Here is a 23,057-nt window from a genome sequence, read left to right on the forward strand (position 1 = left end):
GGTGTTCCTCTCAGTCGGCGGCCACGGTCACGGCCGTCAGGACCAGCCCGGCGCCGACGACGAACCGGCCGTGCAGCTCGGTCAGCGGCGGCCCGCCGTCGGTGCGGGTGCCGGGTACGAGCAGCGTGGCGCGGAACGTACCCTCGGCCGTCTCCGCCGGGCCGCCCGTGGTCACGTCGATGTCCAGCCGGGCGTCCTCGAACCCCAGCCACCGGCCGGTGAGCGGGAACCAGGCCTTGTACACGGACTCCTTCGCGCCGAACAGCACTTTGCCCCACGGGCCGTGCGGGTGCGCGGCGGTGAGCCGGTCGATCAGTTCCGTCTCGCCCGGCACCGTGATCAGGGCTTGCACGCCGTCCGGCAGCGGGCCGGCGGGTTCCGCGTCGATCCCGATGCTCACCAGTGGCCCGGCCGGGGTGACCGCGGCGGCGCGGTACCCGGTGCAGTGGGTGATGCTGCCCGCGACCCCGGCGGGCCACACCGGGGCGCCGCGCTCGCCGCGCAGGATCGGGGCGGGGGCGTGACCGAGCCGGGCCAGGGCCTCGCGGGCGCAGCGACGGGCCGTCACGAACTCGCGGCGGCGACCCTCCACCGCGTTCGCGACAAGGTCCTCCTCGCCGGGGAAGACGGGCTCGGCGGTGGTGTCGCCGCGGGCCTCGACCACCACCACGGCCGCGGGGAGCAGCCCGGCGAGAGTGGACGGTGGCACGACTGGATCCTGCCACGCCGGCGCCCGCGCGACCATCGTGTCCGCCCGAGCCGGACCCTGGGAAGAATGAGACACTGCATGACATTGCGTGCAGCCTGCGAGGAAAGGCAAGGTTCGATGATCTTCATCACGGCCAAGTTCCGGATCAAGCCCGAGGACGCCGACCGCTGGCCCGTGATCGCGGCGCCGTTCACCGAGGCCACCCGTGCCGAGCCCGGCTGCCTGTGGTTCGACTGGTCGCGCAGCATCGCCGACCCCCATGAGTACGTGCTGGTCGAGGCGTTCCGCGACGACCAGGCCGGGGCGGCGCACGTCTCCAGCGCCCATTTCCAGCAGGCCCAGCAGGATCTGCCCCCGCACCTGGCCGAAACCCCGCGGATCATCAACGCCACCCTGGACCAGGACGGCTGGTCGGAACTGGGCGAGATGGCGGTGCGCTGACCGGTCAGCCGGTGGCCGTCAGGGTGGACGCGGGCAGCCCGCGGATCGCCGCGTCCAGCACCACCGCGGTGTGCGCCAGCCCGATCGTCGCGCCCTGCCGGCCCAGCGCGGCGGCGACCTGCATGAGACAGCCCGGGTTCGCGGTCACCAGCAGTTCGGCGCCGGTGGCCCGTACGTCCCGGGCTTTGCGGTCACCGAGCTGCGCGGCGGGTTCGGGGTGCAGCACGTTCCAGATGCCGGCCGACCCGCAGCAGATCTCCGGGTCGGCGATCTCGCGCAGCTCCAGCCCGGGGATGCCGCGCAGCAGCGCCCGCGGCTGGGCCCGGACCCCTTGCGCGTGCCCGAGGTGGCACGCGTCGTGGTACGCGACCGTCACGGGCAGCCGGTGCCGGGGCGCGACCGGGCCCAGTTCCACCAGCACTTCCGAGAAGTCCCGCACCCGGGCCGCGAATGCGGCCGCGCGGGCCGCGTACGCGGGGTCGTCGCGCAGCAGGTCGCCGTACCCCTTGAGCGACGACCCGCAGCCCGCCGCGTTGACCACCAGATAGTCCATGCCGGATCCCTCGAACGTGTCGATCAGCGACCGGGCGAAGCGCCGCGCCTCCACCTCCCGTCCGTTGTGGACACTCAGGGCGCCGCAGCAGCCCTGCCCCGGCGGGATCAGTACGTCGCAGCCCTCGGCCGCGAGCACCCGTACCGTCGCCGAATTGACCTCCGGGAAGAACGCGCCCTGCACGCAGCCGGTCAGCATGCCCACGACGGCGCGCCGCGGCCCGCGCGCGGGCACCTTCCGCGGCGGGCGCGGCACCGCGGTCAGCCGCGGGGTGAGCGACTCCAGCGCGGCCAGGGTGGGGGCCAGGCGGTCCAGCAGCCCGGTGCGGGCCACCAACCGTTGCAGGCCGCTGGCCCGGTACGCCCGCAGCGGCCCGCGCAGCAGCCGCAGCCTTCCCGGGTACGGGAACAGTGCGAAGATCGCCGCACGCAGGGCCCGCTCGCGTGCGCCGCGGGGGTGCCGGCGCTCCACCTGCGCCCGGGTGGCCTCGATGAGCCGGTCGTACTCGACCCCGGACGGGCATGCGGTCACGCACGCCATACAGCCCAGGCAGCGGTCGAAGTGGGTGACCATCGAGCCGGTCAGCGGCTCGCCGTCCAGCCCCTGCTGCATCTGGTGGATGCGCCCGCGCGGCGAGTCCGCCTCCTCGCCCCACAGCACGTACGTGGGGCAGGTGGTCAGGCAGAATCCGCAGTGCACGCAGTCGGCCGCCAGCTCCCGCGACGGCGGCCGGTACGCGTCGAACGCGGCCTCGCCCCGGACCGGCCCCAGCACGTCCCGGGGCACCGGGTCCGTCGCGTCGGTCATCAGATCCCTCCCACGAAGCGCCCCGGCGCCAGCCGCGCGTCCGGGTCGAACTGCTGCTTGACCCGCCGCATCAGCGCCAGCCCGTCCACCGGCCCCCACATGTCGACCCGCTCGCGGACCTGCGGCGGCGCGGTGAGCACCACGGCGTGCCCGCCCGCCGCGCCGGCCGCGGCCCGCAACCGCGACACGGTGTCGGCCGCCTCGTCCGGCGGTGTGCCCGGGGGCAGGCCCGCGTACAGCACTCCGGTGCCCGCGGAGCCGCGTACCCGGGACACGGCGGCGGCGTCGGCCACCAGGGCGGGCACCCGGGACAGCGCGGCGGTCAGCTTGAGGCCGGTGCCGCCGGGCTCCCACGGGTACGCCCCCCACCAGTACGGCCGGCCCGCGTCGTCGCCGAGGATCCGGGCGAGGGCGGCGGCGCGCTCGCGTACCCCGGCCGGGGTGCCCTCGACCAGGACGGCGACCTCGCCGCAGTCGCCGTCGACCTCCACCGCGCTGGGCACCACCTGCGCCGCGCGGATCGCGGCCAGCGCCGCGCCGAGGTCCGGTACGGCCGCCCGGACGACCGTCTCGGCGGCGGGCAGCGGGTGCAGCCGGAACGCGCACCGGGTGATCAGCCCCAGCGTGCCGTATGCGCCGGTGAACAGCTTGGCCAGGTCGTACCCGGCGACGTTCTTGACGACCTTGCCCCCGGAGTGCGCGACCGTGCCGTCGGCGCGCACCACGGTCATGCCGATGATCAGGTCGCGGGCCGTGCCGTAGAGCTGGCGCCGTGGCCCGCTGGTGCTCACCGCCACGGTGCCGCCGACCGTGGCGCCCGGCACCGGCGTGTCCAGCGCGAGCTGCTGCCCGGCGGCGGCGAGGCGTTCCTGCAGCTCGGCCATGGGGGTGCCGGCCCGGACCACCGCGATGAGGTCACCGGCGGCGTGCTCGACCACCCCGGTCAGGCGGCGGGTGTCCACGATGAGGTCGAGGCGCCGGGGCGGCATACCCCAGTCCAACGTGGTGGCGCCACCCCGGAACGCCACACTCAGGCCTGCGTCGGCCGCAGCCCGCAGCACCGCGGACGCCTGCGCGGTCGAGGCGGGTGCGGCCACCAGCCGCGCGGGCACCCCCGCGACCGCGTCGTCGTCCTTCGCCGGCTCGGTCAGCTCGTCCAGGTCGGTCATCAGAAGATCTCCGCAAGCCCGGCCTGCTGCGCCGGGTGCGCCCCTTTGTGCCGCCCCGGGATCTCGCCGCACAGCCGCGGGGTGGGAAAGATCTTGCCCGGGTTGGACAGCCCGTCCGGGTCGAACGCGCACCGCACGAGCTGCATCGTGTCCAGGTCGTCGGCGGTGAACATGCGGGGCATGTACCGCGCCTTGTCGACGCCGACGCCGTGCTCGCCGGTGATCGAGCCGCCGTGCGCGATGCACAGGTCGAGGATCGCGCCGGACACCTGCTCGGCGCGCTGCGCCTGCCCGGGCACGCCGTCGTCGAACAGCACCAGGGGGTGCAGGTTGCCGTCGCCGGCGTGGAACACGTTGGCCACCCGTACGCCGTGCTCGCGCGACACCTCGCCGATGCGGCGCAGCACCTCCGGCAGCGCGGTCCGCGGGATCACCCCGTCCTGCACGATGTAGTCGGGGCTGATCCGGCCGACGGCGGCGAACGCGGACTTGCGGCCCTTCCAGAACAGGGCCCGTTCCGCGTCGTCCGCGGCGATCCGGATCTCGAACGCCGCGTTCTCCTCGCACCACGTGGTGACCTGCGCGAACTGGGCCTGCACCTCGGCGGTGGGCCCGTCGAGCTCGACGATGAGGACCGCGCCCGCGCCGGGCGGGTACCCGCAGGCGACCGCCGCCTCGGCGGCCTCGATGGCCAGAGCGTCCATCATCTCGATCGCGGCGGGTACCACGCCCGCGGCGATGATGGCGGAGGTGGCCGCGCCCGCCCGATCCGTGTCGGGGAACGCGGCGAGCAGCGTGCGTACGGTCTCGGGCTGCCGGACCAGCCGGACGATCACCTCGGTCGCGATGCCGAGTGTGCCCTCGGAGCCGACGAACGTGCCGAGCAGGTCGTAGCCGGGGCTGTCCGGGGCGCGCCCGCCGAGCCGTACGGTCTCGCCGTCCGGGGTGACCACGGTGGCGCCGGTGACGTGGTGGGTGGTGAAGCCGTACTTGAGGCAGTGCGCGCCGCCCGAGTTCTCCGCGACGTTGCCGCCGATCGAGCAGATCTGCTGGCTGGACGGGTCCGGCGCGTAGTAGTAGCCGAACGGCGCCGCCGCGCGGCTGACCTGCAGGTTGATCACGCCGGGTTCGACGACGGCCCGCTCGTCGTCGGGGGCGACCTCCACGATGGAGCGCATTCGCGAGGTCACGATGAGCACGCCGTCGGCGTGCGGCAGCGCACCGCCGGACAGCCCGGTGCCGGAGCCGCGGGCCACGAACGGCACCCCGGCCTGCGCGCACGCCCGGACCGTGCGCGCGCACTCCGACGCGTCGCGGGGCAGCACCGCCAGGGCGGGCACGACCGTGTAATGGGCGAGGCCGTCGCACTCGTACGTGCGCAGCTCCTGGCGGTCACTGATGACGCGGTCCGGGCCGAGCTCGGCGCGGAGCCGATGGGCCAGCGGGCCGATCCGGTCCATCCAGGTCCTCCCGTCGACGCCGCCTCACCGCCAACCTAGCGGTGCGACGGCGGGTAAGGGAACCTGTCCGTACCGTGACCGGCGGCCGTCAGCCGACGACCAGCGTCGCGCCGTACGCGCTGAGGATCTCGCCGACCGGCTGGAAGAACGTCGTGCCGCCGGAGGTGCAGTTTCCGCTGCCGCCCGAGGTCACGCCCTGCGCCTGGCGGGTGGCGGGGCTGACGAACGGGCCGCCGGAGTCGCCCGGCTCGGCGCAGGCGCTGGTGCGGCTCAGTCCGTACACCGTGCCTTGCGGGTAGTGCACGGTCTGGTTGCGTGCGGTGAGTGTGCCGCAGTGGTAGCCGGTGGTGGAGCCGGACCGGCACACGGTCGTGCCGAGCGGGGCGGCCGCCGAACCGAGCACGGACGAACCTCCCTTGATCTTGGAGGTCGGGGTCCAGGCGGCCAGGTTGACGGTGATCGACCCGAAGTCGTCACCCGGGAACGAGGTGCCGAACCGTGATCCGATCACCACCCGGTTGACGCCGGACCACGAGGTGGCGATGTTGGTGCAGTGCCCCGCGGTGAGCACCAGGTAGGTGCCGTTGCTGCGGCGGGCGGTGAAGCCCAGCGAGCACCGGGCACCGCCGCCGTAGATGGCGTCGCCGCCGATCAGTTCGGCCAGCGTCGACACCGCGGGGGACCGGTAGTCGACCCGGATGTGGGGCAGCCCGGCGACGAAGCGCCGTACGGCGGTGCTCGGGCCGCGGCCGGTGGCCGTGACGACGACCAGGTTGGCGGCTTCGTCCACGCGCCAGCCGGTGATGCTGCGCGGCGCGGTCCGTACGTCGAGCACGCCCATGGTGCGGTCGAGCCGGGCGAGGCTGGCGGTGACGAGCCTGGCCGCCGCCCCGGTGCGGCGGACCCGGGCGAGGGCGGCGGGGTCGGTGACCCCGACGACGAGGTTCGCGGTGGCCGGGTCGAAGACCGCGCCGCCGTACGCGGCGCCCGCGGCGCGGCGGGCCGGTGCGGCCAGGAGGGTCGCGCGGGCCTCGGCCCGCAGCCGGGCCCACGCCTGTGCCGGGGTCAGGCCGAGGTCGGCGGCCACCTGGTCGACGGTCTCCCGGGCGGGATCGCGCGGGGCCGCGCCGGCCGCCGGTACGCCGACAAAGCCGGCGGCGGTGAGCATGGCCAGGACGGCGACCGCGAACGTGGCGAGGCGGCGGCGCGCGGACGTGGTCTCGGAACTCATCGGTGCCTCCTCGGTCGGCGTCCAGCCTAGTAACACTTTTGATCAACTTGTCGGATTCGCGAGGATTGCCCGGCCAGTTGTTAACGCAGCCACGATCACTCAGTTCATCTATGAACGTCGATGGAGCCGTATCGTCCGGAGATTGGCAGTAATCGATCCCTGGAGGTACGCGTGCGCCGACCCAGAAGGTCCGCCGTCGTCGGATTACTCGTCACCACGCTGGTGCTCACCGCGCCGATCGGCGCGGCCGCCGGCCCGCACCAACCGTCCGCCGTCACGCCGCTGACCGGCGCCCCCGTCGGCACGGAGTACGACTTCGTCGACAACCGTCCCGGCTCCGTGGCCCCGTCCGCCGCCCAGCGTTCCGGCCTGGCCGCCGACGCGGTGGTGACCCGGTGGAACCGCCTGGGCACCCCCGCCTCGCTCACGCCCGCGCCGCGCCGCACGCTGGCCGCCGGTGCGCCCGCCGACCCAGAGACCGTCGCCCGGCGCTACCTCAAGGGCAGCCAGGCGCTGTTCGCGCAGCGCGCGGCGGACGTCGACACCATGCAGACCCTCGCGCGCACCCCGGTCGGCACCGGCACGGTCGTGCTGCTGCGCCAGCGGTACGGCGGCCTGCCCGCCGCCCACGACGGCCTGGTCGCCGTGGCGGTCAAGGGCGGAGACGTCCTGCGGGTCACCTCCTCGCTGAGCCCGCGTACCGACCGCCCGGCCCCGGCCACCCTCAGCCCCGCCGCGGCGCTGACCAAGGCCCTCGCGGACGCCCGGATCGACCGTGCCGACCTGGCCCAGCAACGGGTCCGCCCGGTGGCCGTGCCGATGCCCGGCGCCGCCCCGCGCGCCGCGTACGAGGTGGTCGTCATGTCCCGCAGCACAGAGCACCCGCTGGGCTACACGACCTACGTCGACGCCCGCACCGGCGAGGTGCTGATCCGGGAGAACCTGGTCACCTTCGACGCGGACAACCCGCACTGGAAGGTCTTCCCGGCCACCCCGGCCGGCACCACCGACACCCGGCAGACGTGGTGTGCCCGCCCGGCCCCCGAGTGTGCGCGGGCGGCGCTCGACCCCGCGACCGGCCGGGACTGGGACATCGACCCGGCCACCGGCGCGTCGTCGGCCACCACCGCGGGCAACTCCGCCGAGTCCGTGCGGTACTGGGGCAACGGCACCCCGCAGATTCCGGCCGCGGCCCGGCCGGACCGCGATTACACGTACCCGTTCACCAACCAGTGGAACGGCACGAGGTGCGACCCCGCGTCGCTCAGCTCGCCCGATCAGGCCGACGTCGACGCGGCCACCGCGAACCTGTTCGCGATGCACAACCGCATGCACGACTGGGCCTACCACCTGGGCTTCACCGAGGCCACGTGGAATCTGCAGAAGAGCAACGCGGGCCCGTACGGCAAGGGCGGCGACCCGGAGCACGGCAACGCCCAGCAGGGTGCGGGCACCCAGAGCATCCGCAACAACGCCAACCAGGCCACCCCGCCGGACGGCATGCTGCCGGTCACGAACATGTACATGTGGCAGCCGTTCGCGGGTGCCGCGTACCCGCCGTGCGTGGACGGCGACTTCGACATGACCGTGATCGGGCACGAGTACACCCACGCCATCTCCAACCGCATGATCGCCGGGCCGGACACCAGCATCAGCTCCACCCAGGGCGGCGCGATGGGGGAGAGCTGGTCGGACCTCATGGCGATGGAGTACCTGTACGAGAGCGGCTACACCCCGCGCGGCAACACCCCGTTCGTCACCGGGGCGTACGTGACCGGTGACAACGTCACCGGCATCCGCAACTACGACATGAGCAACAGCCCGCTCAACTACAGCGACTACGGCTACGACCGCGGTCCGGGCGTGCACCCGGACGGCGAGATCTGGAGCGCCACCAACGTCGACATCCGCCGCGCCCTGCTGGCCCGGTACGGCGCCGGCAGCCGGGCCCTGCAGGAGACCTGCGCGAACGGCGCCACCCCGGTCACCGAGTGCCCGGGCAACCGCCGCTGGGTGCAACTGGTCTTCGACTCGTTCCTGCTGCAGGCCACCGGCCAGGTCAGCATGCTGGACATGCGCGACAACATGATCACCGCGGACGCGCTGCGCTTCGGCGGTGCCAACGCCGACCTGCTGTGGAACGCGTTCGCGGCGCGCGGTTTCGGTGCCGGTGCGGCCAGCGGGCCCTCGGACGTCGACCCGGTGCCCAGCTTCGCGTCGCCGTACTCCGACGACATCGAGGCGACGTTCAAGCCGCTGGGCGACGCCACCGGCAAGCCGGTGCGGCTGTACATCGGCGACTACGAGGCCGGGGCCGTCCCGGTCGCGGACACCGACCCGGCCACCTCCGTCCCGGACACGGTGACGCTGGCCCCGGGCACGTACCGCTTCTACGCGGTGGGCCGCGGTTTCGGCGGCAAGCGCTGGACCCAGACGCTGTACCCGGGCGGCAGCCCCGTGATCGGCGTGGTGCTGCCCACCAACCTGGCGTCGGCGGCCGCCGGGGCAACGGTGACCGGTGACGGCTTCTCGCCGGGCGCGCTGGCCGACGACGCCGAGGCGACCGTCTGGAGTGCCACGGGCGGCGCCGCGGGGCGCCAGGTCACGGTGGATCTGGCCGGGGACACCGCCCGGCTCGTGTCCCGGGTGCAGCTGAGCACGTTCGGCGGCGGGTTCAGCGGGCTGCGCCAGTTCGAGGTGCTGGCCTGCGACGCGACCCGCGGCCAGGACTGCACCACGGACGCCGGGTACCGCAGCATCTTCACCAGCGCCGCGGACGCGTTCCCGGCCGGCGCGTACCGGCCGAAGGTGTCGCAGCAGATCCTGCGGTCGTTCACCGTACGGCCGACCCCGGCCACCCACGTGCGGCTGCGCACCCTGCAGAACCAGTGCACCGGCAACCCGCTGTACGCGGGGGAGCAGGACAACGACCCGCGGGCCGCGACGGACTGCGCCACCGCGTCCAGCGCCGCGGGTTCGGTGAACGCGGCGGAGTTCCAGGTGTTCAGCAGCTGATCGCCCGCACCGGATCCGGGCCCGCCCGCCGACCGCGCCGGGCGGGCCCATTCACCGGTTCACCGGAAAACGACTCGCAGTCGGCTGCGGGGAAAGAATCGCGAATCTTCCGATCACTTTCCTCTTCCATTCCTGCCGTCTCCGCGCGTATGGCAATGCACCATCCGGCATTGCGCTGAGCTGGGCGCTTGCTTGTTCGTGCGCGGTAGAACGGCTTTTCGAGCAAGGATTACATCTCGCCTGTGCAGTCAGTCTCAAAGCATTTCGGGCATGTTTGAACGATGCCTAACATGCGGAATCCCGTGGGACTCTCACCGGGAGAAAACGTGAGCCCTGCGAGGAGGCAGTGATGGCCGAGACGTTCGTGTACGACTTCGCCGACGGCAACCGGGACCTCAAGGAGCTGCTCGGCGGCAAGGGCGCGAACCTGGCCGAGATGACGAACCTTGGCCTGCCGGTGCCGCCAGGATTCACCATCACCACGACGGCGTGCCGCCGCTACCTCGCCGACGGCCACCGCCCCGAGGGCCTGGACGAGCAGATCGCCGCGCACCTGAAGAGCCTGGAGTCCGCGATGGGCCGCCGTCTCGGCGACGCCGCGGACCCGCTGCTGGTCTCGGTCCGTTCCGGGGCGGTGCATTCCATGCCCGGCATGATGGAGACCGTCCTCAACGTGGGCCTCAACGACGACTCGGTGGTCGGGCTGTCCGCCCAGGCCGGCGGCAACGACCGGTTCGCCTGGGACTCGTACCGCCGGCTCATCCAGATGTTCGGCAAGACCGTGTGCGACGTGCCGGGCGAGGACTTCGAGGAGGCCATCGCCGAGGCCAAGCACGCCAAGGGCGTACGCGAGGACCTGGCGCTGGACGCCGACGACCTGCGCGCCCTGGTCACCGCGTTCAAGAAGATCTTCGTCAAGCACACCGGGCACGAGTTCCCGCAGGACCCGCGCGAGCAGCTCGACCTCGCCATCGAGGCGGTGTTCCGCTCCTGGAACGCCGAGCGTGCGGTGCTGTACCGCCGACAGGAACGCATCCCGGCCGACCTGGGCACCGCGGTGAACATCTGCTCCATGGTCTTCGGCAACCTGGGCGCCGACTCGGGCACCGGCGTCGCGTTCACCCGCGACCCGGCCTCGGGCGAGCGCGGCGTCTACGGCGACTACCTGGCCAACGCCCAGGGCGAGGACGTGGTCGCCGGCATCCGCAACACCGTGCCGCTGCAGGACCTCGAGGGGCTCGACAAGAAGTCGTTCGACGAGCTGATGGGCATCATGGCCACGCTCGAGGAGCACTACCGCGACCTGTGCGACATCGAGTTCACCATCGAGCGCGGCAAGCTGTGGATGCTGCAGACCCGGGTCGGCAAGCGCACCGCGGCGGCCGCGTTCCGGATCGCCGCCGGGCTCGTCTCCGAAGGCATGATCGACCTGGACGAGGCGCTGCGCCGGGTCTCCGGCGCCCAGCTCGCCCAGCTCATGTTCCCCCGCTTCGACCTGTCCGCGGAGCCGACCCCGCTGACCCGCGGCGTGGGCGCTTCCCCGGGCGCCGCGGTCGGTCAGGCCGTCTTCGACTCGCGCCGCGCGGTGGAGCTGGCCGCCGACGGCGTACCGGTGATCCTGGTACGCCGGGAGACCAACCCGGACGACCTCGCCGGCATGATCGCCGCCCAGGGCATCCTCACCTCGCGTGGCGGCAAGACCAGCCACGCCGCCGTGGTGGCCCGCGGCATGGGCAAGACCTGCGTGTGCGGCGCGGACGAGCTGGAGGTCGGCCGCGACTCGGTCACGGTGAACGGCACCCGCATCGAGGAGGGCCAGGTCGTCTCGATCGACGGCACGACCGGCCGGGTGTACCTGGGCCCGGTGCCGGTGCGCCCGTCCGAGGTGGTGCGCTACTTCGAGGGCGAGCTGGACGCCGAGCACGGCGCCGACAGCCTGGTCGACGCGGTGCACCTGATCATGTCGCACGCCGACGCCCAGCGGCGGCTGCGCGTGCGCACGAACGCCGACACGGGCGAGGACGCGGCCCGGGCGCGGCGTTTCGGCGCCGAGGGCATCGGCCTGTGCCGCACCGAGCACATGTTCCTAGGCGACCGCCGGGAGCTGGTGGAACGCCTGATCCTGGCGGCCACGGACGCCGAGCGCGCGGACGCCCTGGCGGCGCTGCTGCCGCTGCAGCGCGCCGACTTCGTCGAGATCCTGCGCGAGATGGACGGACTGCCGGTGACCGTGCGGCTCATCGACCCGCCGCTGCACGAGTTCCTGCCGTCGCTGGAGGATCTCGCGGTGCAGGTCGCGGTGGCGCACGAGCGTGGCGAGGACGCCGGTCGCACGGAGGAGATGCTGGCCGCGGTGCGCCGCATGCACGAGCAGAACCCGATGCTCGGGCTGCGCGGCGTACGCCTGGGCCTGGTCATCCCGGGCCTGTTCGCGATGCAGGTCCGCGCGATCGCTGAGGCCGCGGCGACCTTGGCCCGCGAGGGCCGTGACCCCCGGCCCGAGATCATGGTGCCGCTGGTCGGCGCGGTGCAGGAGCTGGAGACGGTACGCACCGAGGCCGAGAAGATCATCGCCGAGGTGATCGGCGACGCCGGGGTGACCGTCCTGATCGGCACGATGATCGAGGTCCCGCGGGCGGCGCTGACCGCCGGGCAGATCGCCGAGGCCGCGGAGTTCTTCTCGTTCGGCACCAACGACCTGACCCAGATGGCGTGGGGCTTCTCCCGCGACGACGTCGAGGGCGCCTTCTTCTGGAAGTACCTGGAGCTGGGCATCTTCGGCATCTCGCCGTTCGAGTCGCTGGACCGCGACGGCGTCGGGCGGCTGGTGCGCATCGCCGCGCAGGAGGGCCGGGCGGCGCGTCCCGGCCTGAAGCTGGGGGTGTGCGGCGAGCACGGCGGCGACCCCGAGTCGGTGCACTTCTTCCACGAGGCGGGGCTGGACTACGTGTCCTGCTCCCCGTTCCGGGTGCCGGTGGCGCGGCTCGAAGCAGGCCGCGCCGCCCTCTGACGCGAGCGGGCCGCGGTCAATGGCGACCGCGGCCCGTTCCGCTTCTCCTACCTACCCCTTGACGCTGCCCGCGAGCAGGCCGCGGACGAAGTAGCGCTGCAGCAGCAGGAAGATCGTCACCGGCACGATGATCGAGACGAAGGCGCCCGCGGACAGCAGGTGCCAGGCGGTGCCGCGGGTGCCGCTGAGGTTCGCCAGCGCGACCGTCACCGGCGCGACCTCGGTGCCGCCCCCGGCGAACGTGAGCGCGACCAGCAGGTCGTTCCACACCCACAGGAACTGGAAGATGGCGAACGCGGCCAGCGCCGGCATCATCAGCGGCAGCAGCACCCGGAAGAAGATCGCCACGTGTCCCGCGCCGTCGATCCGGGCGGCCTCCAGCAGCCCGGCGGGCACCTCCCGCATGAAGTTGTGCAGCAGGTAGATCGCCAGGGGCAGCGCGAACGCCGAGTGTGACAGCCACAGCGTCCAGAACGTGTTGTTGATCCCGGAGCCCACGTACAGCTTGAGCAGTGGGATCAGGGCCACCTGCAACGGGACGACCTGCAGCGCGAACACGGCCAGGAACAACACGTTGCGGCCGGGGAACTTGATCCAGGCGAACGCGTACGCCGCCAGTGACGCCAGGAACAGCGGGATCAGCACGGACGGGATCGCGATGACGATCGAGTTGACGAAGTAGTCACCCAGCCCGACGCCGTTCTCGGGGTCCAGCACGGCCCGGTAGTTGTCCATCGTGACCGTGGGGTCGCTGAAGAACGTCCACCAGCCGGTCGTCTTGATCTCCTTCTCCGGGCGGAACGACGAGACCAGCAGCCCGAAGGTGGGAATCGTCCACACGAACGCGATGATCACCGCGACCAGGGAGGCCCACGGGGAGGTGAGCCGCTTCTTGGCGACCGCCGCGGCGGTCAGCTTCTCCGTGGTCAGCGGTGCGGTCTGGACGTCGGTGGTCGTGCTCATCGTGACTCCGAGGCTCGCAAGTGCCGGACGTTGTAGACGACGATCGGGATGACCAGGATGAACAGCAGCACCGCCAGCGCGGCGCCGAGTCCCTTGTTGTCGCTGCGGAAGCTCTGGCTGTAGAACTCGTTGGCGATGACGCTGGTGTCGAACTGGCCGCCCGTCATGGTCCGTACGATGTCGAAGACCTTCAGTGTCCCGATGCCGATCGTGGTCAGGACGACGACCACCGCCGGGCGGATGCTCGGCAGCGTCACGAACCGGAACATCCCCCACGCGCCGACCCCGTCGAGCCGCGCCGCCTCCACGATGTCGTCGGGGATGGCCTTGATGGCCGCGGACAGCACGGTCATCGCGAACCCGGACTGGATCCAGATCATGACCACGATGAGCAGGAACGTGTTCAGCGGCGAGTCCACGAGCCACTGCTGCGGCTCGCCGCCGAGCCAGACCAGGATCTGGTTGAGCAGCCCGATCTGCTGCACCCCGGGCTGGTTCGGACGGTACGTGTACACGAACCGCCAGATGATCGAGGCACCGACGAACGAGATCGCCATGGGCAGGAAGATCAGCGCCTTGGCGAACGACTCCAGCCGGGCCTTGTCCACCAGGATCGCGTAGACCATGCCGACCGCGGTCGCCACGAACGGCGTCACCACCACCCACAGGACCGTGTTGCGCAGCACCACGAGCTGGTCGGCGTCTGTGAAGATCGTCTTGTAGTTGTCGATGCCGATGAAGTTCTGCAGGCTGGCGTCGAAGAACGACTGGTAGATGGTGCGCAGGCCGGGATAGACGAGCCCGACGCTCAGCATGAGCAGTGCGGGTGCCAGGTAGGCGTACGCGACGACCCGGTCGTTGCGCCGCCCGCCGACGCGCCCGGCGACGAAGAGGATCACGCCCATGACCGCCGCGAACATTCCGATCGCGGCGAACATCTGCATGAACTTCTCCGCGGTGGTGTGCGCCGTGGTGAACACGGACCCTTACCTCCTCGGGGATGAACGGGCCGGCCGACGGCGGAGCGCTCCGCCACCGGCCGGCCCGGACGGCATGTCAGACCGTACGGTCAGGGTCTACTTCGGCCAGGCCTTCTCGATGTTGTCCACGGTCGTCTTGGTGTCCTGGCCCGTGATCCAGTTGGTCGACTGCTTCCAGAACGCGTTCGAGCCCACGGCCGCCGGCATCTGGTCGGAGCCGTCGAACCGGAACACCGCGGTCGGGTCCTGCAGCAGCGTGGCGGCCAGCTTGTCGATCGGGCTGCCCAGCTTGCTGATGTCCAGGCCCTTGTTGGCGCTGACCCAGCCCTGCGAGACCGATGCCTTGACGTTCGCCCAGGTGTCGGTGGACAGGTAGGTCTGGAACGCCTTGACCTCGGGCCGATCCGCGAACGCCAGGTTGAACTCGCCGCCGCCCAGCAGCGGCTTGCTGGTGGTGTCCTTGCCCGGCAGGTAGAACGCGAAGACCTCGCCGTCCTCGGCGACCTTGGTCTCCTTGGGGAAGTTCGCGGCGTAGAAGCTGGCCTGCCGGTGCATGGCGCACTGGCCGTCCAGGATCGGCAGGCCCGCGTCCTGGAACGTGGTGGTGGCGATGCTCTTGACATCGCCCAGGCCGCCGTTCACATACGCCGGGTTCTTCAGGTACGCGCCGACCGCGTCGAGCGCCGCCGTGGACTCCGGACCGTTGAACGGGATCTGGTGCTTGACCCACTTGTCGTAGGTGTCCGGCCCGTAGAGCCGGAGCATGAAGTCCTCCATCCAGTCGGTGATCGGCCAGCCGGTGGCCTCACCGCTGCTGATGCCCGCGCACCACGGCTTGGGGACCTTCTTGTCCGTGACCATCTTGTCGGTCAGCGCCTTGAGCTCGTCGAGCGTCTTCGGGATCTGGTAGCCGTTGGTCTTGAAGAAGCTGGGGGAGTACCAGACCAGGCTCTTGATGCTGGCCCCGGACGGCGCGGCGTAGAACTTGCCGTTGACCGTGCCGTAGCCCTTCCAGTCCTTGCTCCAGTACTTGTCGACGTTGGCGGACACCTCGTCGGGCGCGGCGACGGCCTTGCCGGTCGCCACGAGCTGCTGCAGCAGACCGGGCTGCGGGACGATCGCGATGTCCGGCGGGTTGCCGGCCTGGGCCCGGACCAGGATCTGGGTCTCGAAGGACTTGTCGCCCTCGTATTTGACCGTCACCCCGGTGCACTTCTCGAATGGCTTGTAGGAATCCTTGTACGCCTGGTCCTCGGGCGTGACGATGCCGGCGAAGACCGTGACCGTCTTGCCCTTGAGGTCGCCGTACTTGGTGTATGGAGAACAGTCGATTGCCTGCGCCGACGCGGTGGAGCCGCTGCTCGAGTCGTTGCTGTTACCGCACGCGGCCAGGCTGAACGCCAGCCCAACGCCGAGGGTTCCGGCGAGGGCGACCCGGAATGCGGGTCTGGTTGGTTGACCGGACATGCCTCTCCCTATCTTCGCGTTTCGGATGTGACAGCACATGCCCCTCCCGGGCGCTACCCGAAACTCAGTCAAGGCGTGACGGCGGGGTTGCGCAACGATTTCCGATTGATCGAGTGGATAACGATTGGATCTACTTGGCCCGACAGTAAAACGTTAAGTTTGTTTACTGAACGGTTTGTGGTCATCGAGTCCATGATCGCGCGACGGCCGTGCCCCCGCAGCCGGACGGCGAACCCTGCGCAGCCGGCATACACGGAACCGGGGCCGTACGCCGGACGGCGTACGGCCCCGGGACGGGACTCGGGCGGGTCAGCCCACGGCGACCGCGGACCAGGCGGCCGCGGTGGCGTTGTACTGCGTGCTGCCCGTGCCGTAAAGGTCCCGGGCCGCGTTCAGGGTGGCGGTCCGGGCCGCCGCGTAGTTCGTGTTCGACGTCATGTACGTGGTCAGGGCCTTGTAGAAGATCGCCCCGGCGGCCGCGTTGCCGATGCCGGACATCGTGCCGCCGTTGCAGGTCGGGCTGTTGTACGTGACGCCGTTGACCGTGTGCGACCCGCTGCCGACCGCGAGCAGGAAGAACGCGTGGTTGCCGACGCCGGAGGAGTAGTGCACGTCGAGGTTCTTCACCGTGCTGCTCCAGCACTTGGCCGACTTGCTGTCCTTGGACGGGTCGTCCATGAAGCGCAGCGGCTCGTGGTTGAGCGCGATGTTCTCGCCGATCAGGTAGTCGCCCGGGTCCTTGGCGTTGTTCGAGTAGAACTCGACCAGCGTGCCGAAGATGTCACTCATCGACTCGTTGAGCCCGCCGGACTCACCGCTGTACACCAGGCCCGCGGTCCGCGACGTGACACCGTGGGTCATCTCGTGGCCCGCCACGTCCAGTGAGGCGAACGGGCCGTAGCTGTTGCCGTCACCGTCGCCGTACGTCATGCAGAAGCAGCTGTCGGACCAGCTGGCGTTGTTGTACCCGGAGCCGTAGTGCACCCGGTTGTAGCTGCCCTTGCCGTCGCCCGCGATGCCCCGGCGACCGAAGGTGTCCAGGTAGAAGTCCCACGTCTCGGCGACCCCGTACTGTGCGTCGACCGCGACCGTCTGGCGGTTCGACAGCGTGCCGGTGCCCCAGGCGTTGTCGGCGTCGGTGAACAGCGTCCCCTTGCCGAAGCGCTTGTTGTTCATGTCCACCGTGTACGTGTCGCCCCGCTCCGGGTCCTTGAGCTGGTACGTGCTGCCGGACTGGGTGGTGTCCAGCGACACTGCGCCGACGTTATAGCCCGTACCCGTGCCGCCGATGGTCTGCTCCTCGGCCCAGCGGTCGACCACCGCGCCGGTGGCGGCGTCGACCAGCGCGTGGAACTGCCCATGCGCGGTGTCGACCGTGGTACGCCAGACCAGCACCGGGGTGCCCGGGATCGCGTCCACCGCGAGCGTGGCGGCGCCGCTCGGGACGCCCTTGAGCGCCGTGGCGGCGGCGCGGTTGGCCCGGGCGGCGTTCAGTGTGGGGGTGGTCGACAGCGCGAGCGTCGCGGCCTGGCTGCGGGTGACGTCGCGCAGGTCGCCGGACTTGGCCAGGTGCGCGATGACGTCGCCGCCGATGACGGGCAGACCGAGGTAGTTGCGGTTGAAGCGGACATGGCTGGTGCCGTCGGCGTCCACGAGGACGCCTCGCGAGGCGAACGTGTCACCCGCGCCGGCCGCGAACGCGGTGGCGTGGCCGCGGATGGCGCTGGTGGCGTGGTCGACGGCGAAACTGGGGGTGATCGGTCCGACGGCGGCCTGCGCCGGGGCGGCGGCTGCGGCCAGCGCCACGGACGCTGCCAGCGTCGTGGTGCTCAGAATGGCTTTGGTGCGCACCGTTGCTCCTCTCCAGCCCGGCCGGGTAAGCCGGGATTTGACATAGAGTTTCATCAATGTCATTCAAAATGTGAAGTGCTGGCGCGTAACAAATATGTGACACCTCTGGCATTTACATGGCTCTCCCAAAAGAGCGATGATGCTCGATTGACCTCACGCGGGCACATTGCCCACGGGCCATGGGAATCGGCCGTACGTGCCATCGCCCGCCGCCGCAACGGCCCCTTGCGCGCGGCCCGTTCGCCTGCCTGCCGGTGCCTTCGGCGCGCGCCGCGCGCCGGTTCGCGCACGCTCAGACCTTTTTTGCGTATAGCGATGAGGTACCGGTACGACCAGGCTTCGATATGCGGTCCCGCATCGGCGGGACCATTTTGTCGGATTTGCGAAAGGCGGGCAAAAATGACCGAAGGTGGCGTCGGAATCCTCGGTACCGGCTCCTACCTTCCCGACCGTGTGGTCACCAACGAGGAGTTGGCGACGTTCACACGCGACGCGGATCCCGCCTGGGTGCTACGCAAGACGCGGATCGGCGCCCGCCGGTTCGCGGCCCCCCACGAAGCGACCTCCGACCTGGCCACCGGCGCCGCGCGGGCGGCCCTGGCGGACGCCCGGATTCCGGCCGACCGGATCGACTACCTGATCGTGGCCACCTCCACCGGCGACTCGCCGCAGCCACCCACGTCCAACCTCGTGCAGGCGGCGATCGGCGCCACCCGTGCCGCGTGCCTCGACATCAACGTGGTCTGCGCCGGGTTCGTCTTCGGCCTCGCCCTGGCCCGCAGTCTCGTCGTCGCCGACCCGGACGCGGTCGTGCTGGTCGTGGCCGCCGACGTCTACTCGCGCATCCTCGACTTCACCGACCGCCGCACCGCCGCCCTGTTCGGCGACGGCGCGGGCGCCGCCGTGGTGGGCGCGGTCGCCCAGCCGTACGGCCTGCTCGACATCGAACTGGTCAGCCGCGGCGACGCGCACCGGCTCATCCGGGTCGAGGCCGGCGGCAGCCGCATGCCCGCCTCGCACGAGACCGTGGCCGCCGGCGCCCACTGGTTCCGCATGGACGGCCGCGGGGTGCGCGACTTCGTCGCCGACGGCGTCCCCCCGGTCCTGGCCGACCTGCTCAAGCGGGCCGGACTGACCACCGAGGACGTCCACCACTTCGTCCCGCACCAGGCCAACGGGGTGATGCTGGACGAGCTCGTCACCGCGTGCGGCCTGGGCGGCGCGCAGACGCACATCGTCCTCGACCGGTACGGCAACACCGGCAGCGCGTCGGTGCCCATCGCCCTGGACGCGGCTGCCCGCGACGGCTCCCTGGGCAGGGGCGATGTGGTGCTGCTGGCCGGCTTCGGCGGTGGCATGTCCGTCGGCGCGGCCCTGCTGCGCTGGTCCCGTACGCCGCGCACGGATTAGGCGGCGCATCGGCGGGCGGTCGCCCGGGCACCGGTACGGATCGATGCGCCGCTAGAGTCTCGCGCATGAGCGTGCCGCCCGCCGAGCGCCGGTTGCCCCCGCTGTCCATGTTGGAGGTCGCCCCGGTCGAGCGGGGCCGCTCGGCGCGCGAGGCGCTGGCCGCGGCGCTCGCCACGGTCGAGCTCGCCGACCGGCTCGGCCTGCACCGGGTGTGGTTCGCCGAGCATCACGGCGCACCGTCGATCAGCAGCGTGGCCCCGGCGGTCCTGGTGGCGCACGCCGCGGCGGTGACCGCGCAGATCCGGGTCGGCTCCGGGGGAGTGCTGCTGCCCAATCACACCCCGCGCGCGGTCGCCGAGCAGTTCGCCACCCTGGACGCCCTGCATCCCGGCCGGATCGACCTGGGCATCGGCCGCGGCCCGGGCACGTTCGATTCGTCGATCGTCGCGGCGCTGCAGCGCGGCGCCGGGCCCACGACCGACGGCAGCTACCGGGCCGGCCTCGTGGAGCTGCTCGCACATCTGGCAGGCGAGGACCCGGTGCTGCCCGGGCCCGCGCTGGACCTCGAACCCTGGCTGCTTGCGTCGAGTCCCGCCGGGGCGGCCCTCGCCGGTGAGCTGGGCCTGCCACTCGCGTTCGCCCACCACATCCGGCCGCAGAACACGGTCGAGGCCGCGGAGCGGTATCACGCGAGCTTCCGGCCCTCACGCTGGCGCGAGCGGCCGTACGTGCTCGTCGCGGTCGAGACGACCTGCGCGCGGACCGATGCCGAGGCGGCGTGGGTGGCCCGCCCGCTGGACCTGGTCAAAGCCGGCCTGTTCGAGGGCCGGGCGGACCAGCCGTTGCTGCCCCCGGCGGACGCTGCCGAGGTGACGCTGCCGGAGGAGGTGGAGCAACGGCTCGCGCAGTACCGCGCCCGGCAGGCGCACGGATCGCCCGAGCACGTCACCGGGCGGCTGGCGGCGCTGGCCGCCGGGACCGGTGCGGACGAGCTCATGCTGAGCATGACGATCTACGACCTGCAGGCCCGGCGCCGTTGTCTGGAACTGGTGGCCGCGGAGGCCGCCACCCCACCACTCAATCACGTAGTGTAATCGTTCGATCTCGAGATATTCGGGTCTGCAAAGATGGCCGGATGCTCGTGACCCGACAGGCCGCCCGGGGTGCCGCCGCCGTCCTCTGCGCCGCCGCGCTCGTCGCCGGATGCAGCTCTGGCAGCAAGGCCAAGCCGTCACCGCAGGGCGGCGGCGTCATCGACGTCGCGACGATGCGCGCCGCCCTGCTGCAGGGCAAGGACGTGGGACCGACCTGGAAGGCGCCCGACGCCTCCGCGACCCCGCCCCAGCTCGCCAGCGTGTGCGGGGCCGACAATCCCGCACCCCAGCTCCCGGGCAGTCCGCAGGTGGTCACCGCGCCGCTGGTGGACGAGGGGACGTCCGGCGCCCAGACGCTGACCCAGACCGCCCTGGTCTATCCCGACGCCGCGGCGGCCCAGGCCGGGCAGTTCGCGCTCAAGGTGGTCGCCGACGCCTGCCCGCCGTCGGTCGACATGGACGCCCGCGACACCGGCGAGGCGCAGGAGCCCGCGTACACCGAGACGGCCGCCACCACCGCGCTGAACCAGGGAGATTGGTCCGGGTTCGTCGTGGTACGCCACAAGCAGTACGAACCCAAGCACCCCAGCACCGCGGACACCGCGGTCGCGGTGCTGGTCAAACGCAACGTGGTGCTGTTCGACGTGTACGCCATCTACCGGCTGAACAACAGCAGTCAGAGCCCACAGTTCACCTCGGACTGGCAGAAGCTTGTCGGTTCGGTCGTCTCCCGGGTGGACGGGCAGCCCGCCAAGGGCTAACCTTGCCCCAACGCCGTTGCGAGTTCTTCCCCCGTGGAATTCGCAGCGGCGCCTTACTTTCCGGGCTCGAAGCCGTGCGGCCCGATGGGCGCCCTCGATGCATCCTGTGGTGACGTGCCATGGTGCCGTACATCGTGAAGCATCGAACCGTGAATGCATCCTGCGGCGACGCCCTGTGCCGTGATGCGCCGTGCCGTGACGCCCGTGGCATGACGCCCGTGCCATGACGGCGCCGGCCCTCGTGGGCCGGCGCCGTCAGCTCACCGCCAGGTGTCGCTCCACGTCGCGGAGCACGGCGCGGACCCGGTGGTGCGGGTCCGGTTCGGGTCGCTCTCCCAGACCACCTGCGTGCCGTCCTTCTTGATGTACTTGTACGGCACCGCCGTGCCCGTCGGCAGCTGCACGGCGCCCCGCCACACCGGGTAGGCCGCGGACGACAACGGCACCGCCCGGGCCGGGTCCCAGTTGCCCAGCGCCGCCGTGTCGCCGGTCACGAACACGTTCTGCCCCCAGGAGGTGGTGGCGTTCACTGCGAACGTCGTGGTGCAGAACGCAGGCCCGCCCGTACGCGCGTCGACGTGCAGTGCAAGCGCACCGTTGGCGGGCACGGTCGCGGTGACCTGCCCCGAGCCGTTCACCTGGTACGTGGTGCCGGTGCACGATCCTGAGGCGAAGTCACCGCTCATCACGTCGCAGTACGTACCCGCGGGAAGGTTCGTCTGGAAGGTGCGTGTCAGTGCCGATCCGGCTCGGTTGAATGCGGCGAACGCCGCGCTGCCCCGGCTGAACGCGATCTGGTTCGAGCCGTTCGACCACCAGCCGGTGACCCCGGCGCCCGCGGCCGCGTTGCGCAGCCCGACCATGTTCGCCGTGGTGCGCCACCGGTGCTCGCACACCCATCCGGCGCCGCAGTCCGGGGCGGTGGTCGTGCCGTCGTCGGAGGCGGGCGGACCGGCGTCCTTGTTGGTGAACGCGAAGCTCGACATCACCTGCGGCACCCCGTACGGCCAGGCGATCGTGAACGCCTCGGCCAGCGCGTACGAGGAGCCGTTCTTGTAGGTGAGCTTGGCGCCGCCGTTGCGCTGGGTGTCGTGGTTGTCGACGAACGCGATGGCGTCGTCCGTGCCGACCCGCATGGAGCTCGCGAGGTTGTTCAGGTTCGACATGGTGCCGTCGCGGAACGCGGAGCCGACCACGTCGCCGTAGCGGAACTCGGTGACGTCGCCGATCCCGGTGTACTCCTCGGGCGTGGGCCCGCCCGCGTCACCCTCGATGGTCTCGGAGTAGACGTACGGGTCGCCGTCGACCGGGTCGATGATGGCGGCCAGGTCGCCCGCGGGGATGTGCTTGGCCGCGTCGATCCGGAACCCGTCGACGCCGAGCGACACCAGGTCGTTGAGGTAGGCGGTCAGCTTGCCGCGCACCGACGTCGACTCCGTCTTGAGGTCGGACAGGTCGTCGAGTTCGCAGTTCTGCACCTCCCACTTGTCCTTGTAGTTCTTGATGTCGTCGTTGCCGTTGCGGCCGCAGTGGTGGAAGTCGGAGTCGGTGTAGGGCACCGACGGGTAGGAGTACTGGGTGTAGCTGGAGCCCGCGCTGCCCTTGCCGGTGGAGGCCCCGCCGGCCATGTGGTTGATCACGGCATCGACGTAGATCTTCACGTGGGCGTCGTGGCAGGCGTCGACCATCTTCTTGAACGCGTCGCGGTCGCCGCGCCGGCTGGTGAGCTGGTAGCTGACCGGCTGGTAGTCCTGCCACCACGGGTAGCCCTTGGCGGGCAGCACGACGTGTTCCTGCGGCGGGGAGACCTGCACGGCGCCGAAGCCCTTGGGCCCGAGCTCGTTCCTGCATTCCGTGGCGACCGAGGCCCACGGCCATTCGAAGAGATGCACGATGACGTCGTGGGCGCCGGGGGAGGCTGACGACGCCTCGGCCCGGTCACCCTGGCGGACGGCGCCGACGGTGACCAGCGCCGACGCGAGGACGGCAGTCGCTGCCGCAGCAACGACCCTACGGGTACGCATGGGAAGCCTCCAGGACGCGGGAGCGGAGGGCTGGTGGAAGGGTCCGTGCAACTTCTTGCGCAAGTGTGAGGCAAGTTACCACTGTGTTACCAGGTGGTAAAGTGACAGCACT

16 protein-coding genes are annotated in these 23,057 nt (G+C 71.3%); 6 read left to right on the forward strand and 10 right to left on the reverse strand.

Annotated features, from left to right (window positions below):
* Nucleotides 1-10 precede the first annotated feature (10 nt).
* The gene (locus tag ACMCNK_RS03395; RefSeq protein WP_412734912.1) at nt 11-709 is read right to left on the reverse strand and encodes a 4'-phosphopantetheinyl transferase family protein; all 699 of its coding nucleotides are present in this window, start codon (nt 707-709) and stop codon (nt 11-13) included.
* Between the two features lie 117 nt (nt 710-826).
* Here ACMCNK_RS03395 and ACMCNK_RS03400 point away from each other — a divergent pair, with 117 nt between their 5' ends.
* The gene (locus tag ACMCNK_RS03400) at nt 827-1,150 is read left to right on the forward strand and encodes a putative quinol monooxygenase (RefSeq protein ID WP_412734913.1); all 324 of its coding nucleotides are present in this window, start codon (nt 827-829) and stop codon (nt 1,148-1,150) included.
* 4 nt (nt 1,151-1,154) lie between these two features.
* On the opposite strand, the gene ACMCNK_RS03405 is transcribed toward ACMCNK_RS03400, so the two are convergent.
* The 4 genes from ACMCNK_RS03405 to ACMCNK_RS03420 form a co-directional block, all read right to left on the reverse strand.
* A complete protein-coding gene (locus ACMCNK_RS03405) occupies nt 1,155-2,510 on the reverse strand; it encodes a (Fe-S)-binding protein (RefSeq protein WP_412734914.1) in 1,356 nt (451 codons plus the stop codon).
* Entirely contained in the window at nt 2,510-3,679 is a 1,170-nt protein-coding gene (locus ACMCNK_RS03410) for an FAD-binding oxidoreductase (RefSeq protein WP_412734915.1), read from the reverse strand. The genes ACMCNK_RS03405 and ACMCNK_RS03410 overlap by 1 nt, the downstream gene beginning before the upstream one ends.
* Entirely contained in the window at nt 3,679-5,139 is a 1,461-nt protein-coding gene (locus tag ACMCNK_RS03415) for an FAD-linked oxidase C-terminal domain-containing protein (protein WP_412734916.1), read from the reverse strand. Before ACMCNK_RS03415 ends, ACMCNK_RS03410 begins: the two co-directional genes overlap by 1 nt.
* Nucleotides 5,140-5,227: 88 nt before the next feature.
* On the reverse strand, nt 5,228-6,370 hold the full coding sequence (locus tag ACMCNK_RS03420; protein WP_412734917.1) for a S1 family peptidase: 1,143 nt from the start codon (nt 6,368-6,370) through the stop codon (nt 5,228-5,230).
* Nucleotides 6,371-6,541: 171 nt separating this feature from the next.
* Between ACMCNK_RS03420 and ACMCNK_RS03425 the strand changes: the two genes are divergently transcribed.
* Entirely contained in the window at nt 6,542-9,385 is a 2,844-nt protein-coding gene (locus tag ACMCNK_RS03425; RefSeq protein ID WP_412734918.1) for a M36 family metallopeptidase, read from the forward strand.
* A 349-nt stretch (nt 9,386-9,734) separates the two neighbouring features.
* Nucleotides 9,735-12,395: a pyruvate, phosphate dikinase gene (ppdK, locus tag ACMCNK_RS03430; protein WP_412734919.1), complete on the forward strand. Its 2,661-nt coding sequence runs from the start codon at nt 9,735-9,737 to the stop codon at nt 12,393-12,395.
* 51 nt (nt 12,396-12,446) lie between these two features.
* Here the strand turns inward: ppdK and ACMCNK_RS03435 are convergent, their stop codons facing one another.
* The 4 genes from ACMCNK_RS03435 to ACMCNK_RS03450 form a co-directional block, all read right to left on the reverse strand.
* Nucleotides 12,447-13,358, reverse strand: coding sequence for a carbohydrate ABC transporter permease (locus ACMCNK_RS03435; RefSeq protein ID WP_412734920.1), 912 nt, complete (start codon nt 13,356-13,358; stop codon nt 12,447-12,449).
* Nucleotides 13,355-14,302 carry a carbohydrate ABC transporter permease gene (locus tag ACMCNK_RS03440; RefSeq protein WP_412740739.1) on the reverse strand — a complete coding sequence of 316 codons (948 nt, stop codon included), beginning with the start codon at nt 14,300-14,302 and terminating at the stop codon, nt 13,355-13,357. The genes ACMCNK_RS03435 and ACMCNK_RS03440 overlap by 4 nt, the downstream gene beginning before the upstream one ends.
* Before the next feature lie 132 nt (nt 14,303-14,434).
* The gene (locus ACMCNK_RS03445; RefSeq protein ID WP_412734921.1) at nt 14,435-15,805 is read right to left on the reverse strand and encodes an ABC transporter substrate-binding protein; all 1,371 of its coding nucleotides are present in this window, start codon (nt 15,803-15,805) and stop codon (nt 14,435-14,437) included.
* Between the two features lie 309 nt (nt 15,806-16,114).
* On the reverse strand, nt 16,115-17,656 hold the full coding sequence (locus ACMCNK_RS03450) for a M4 family metallopeptidase (protein ID WP_412734922.1): 1,542 nt from the start codon (nt 17,654-17,656) through the stop codon (nt 16,115-16,117).
* 399 nt (nt 17,657-18,055) lie between these two features.
* Here ACMCNK_RS03450 and ACMCNK_RS03455 point away from each other — a divergent pair, with 399 nt between their 5' ends.
* From ACMCNK_RS03455 to ACMCNK_RS03465, 3 genes are all read left to right on the forward strand, one after another.
* Nucleotides 18,056-19,066 (forward strand): 3-oxoacyl-ACP synthase III family protein, encoded by a 1,011-nt coding sequence (locus tag ACMCNK_RS03455; protein WP_412734923.1) that lies wholly within the window; start codon nt 18,056-18,058, stop codon nt 19,064-19,066.
* A 65-nt stretch (nt 19,067-19,131) separates the two neighbouring features.
* Complete coding sequence (locus ACMCNK_RS03460; protein ID WP_412734924.1) at nt 19,132-20,160, forward strand: MsnO8 family LLM class oxidoreductase; 1,029 nt, start codon at nt 19,132-19,134, stop codon at nt 20,158-20,160.
* A 41-nt stretch (nt 20,161-20,201) separates the two neighbouring features.
* On the forward strand, nt 20,202-20,921 hold the full coding sequence (locus ACMCNK_RS03465; protein WP_412734925.1) for a hypothetical protein: 720 nt from the start codon (nt 20,202-20,204) through the stop codon (nt 20,919-20,921).
* 260 nt (nt 20,922-21,181) lie between these two features.
* Here the strand turns inward: ACMCNK_RS03465 and ACMCNK_RS03470 are convergent, their stop codons facing one another.
* Nucleotides 21,182-22,945 (reverse strand): carbohydrate-binding module family 20 domain-containing protein, encoded by a 1,764-nt coding sequence (locus tag ACMCNK_RS03470; RefSeq protein WP_412734926.1) that lies wholly within the window; start codon nt 22,943-22,945, stop codon nt 21,182-21,184.
* Nucleotides 22,946-23,057 lie beyond the last annotated feature (112 nt).

The sequence above is a fragment of the Krasilnikovia sp. MM14-A1259 genome (genome assembly GCF_047159535.1).
Classification (GTDB): domain Bacteria; phylum Actinomycetota; class Actinomycetes; order Mycobacteriales; family Micromonosporaceae; genus Actinoplanes.

What these genes read in the sequence shown, in the direction of transcription:
- ACMCNK_RS03405 (WP_412734914.1), bottom strand. Translation starts at nt 2,510, where the DNA reads ATGACCGACGCGACGGACCCGGTGCCCCGGGACGTGCTGGGGCCGGTC.
- ACMCNK_RS03435 (WP_412734920.1), bottom strand. Translation starts at nt 13,358, where the DNA reads ATGAGCACGACCACCGACGTCCAGACCGCACCGCTGACCACGGAGAAG.
- ACMCNK_RS03460 (WP_412734924.1), top strand. Translation starts at nt 19,132, where the DNA reads ATGAGCGTGCCGCCCGCCGAGCGCCGGTTGCCCCCGCTGTCCATGTTG.
- ACMCNK_RS03400 (WP_412734913.1), top strand. Translation starts at nt 827, where the DNA reads ATGATCTTCATCACGGCCAAGTTCCGGATCAAGCCCGAGGACGCCGAC.
- ACMCNK_RS03445 (WP_412734921.1), bottom strand. Translation starts at nt 15,805, where the DNA reads ATGTCCGGTCAACCAACCAGACCCGCATTCCGGGTCGCCCTCGCCGGA.
- ACMCNK_RS03455 (WP_412734923.1), top strand. Translation starts at nt 18,056, where the DNA reads ATGACCGAAGGTGGCGTCGGAATCCTCGGTACCGGCTCCTACCTTCCC.
- ACMCNK_RS03440 (WP_412740739.1), bottom strand. Translation starts at nt 14,302, where the DNA reads ATGCAGATGTTCGCCGCGATCGGAATGTTCGCGGCGGTCATGGGCGTG.
- ppdK (WP_412734919.1), top strand. Translation starts at nt 9,735, where the DNA reads ATGGCCGAGACGTTCGTGTACGACTTCGCCGACGGCAACCGGGACCTC.
- ACMCNK_RS03415 (WP_412734916.1), bottom strand. Translation starts at nt 5,139, where the DNA reads ATGGACCGGATCGGCCCGCTGGCCCATCGGCTCCGCGCCGAGCTCGGC.
- ACMCNK_RS03465 (WP_412734925.1), top strand. Translation starts at nt 20,202, where the DNA reads ATGCTCGTGACCCGACAGGCCGCCCGGGGTGCCGCCGCCGTCCTCTGC.
- ACMCNK_RS03470 (WP_412734926.1), bottom strand. Translation starts at nt 22,945, where the DNA reads ATGCGTACCCGTAGGGTCGTTGCTGCGGCAGCGACTGCCGTCCTCGCG.
- ACMCNK_RS03410 (WP_412734915.1), bottom strand. Translation starts at nt 3,679, where the DNA reads ATGACCGACCTGGACGAGCTGACCGAGCCGGCGAAGGACGACGACGCG.
- ACMCNK_RS03420 (WP_412734917.1), bottom strand. Translation starts at nt 6,370, where the DNA reads ATGAGTTCCGAGACCACGTCCGCGCGCCGCCGCCTCGCCACGTTCGCG.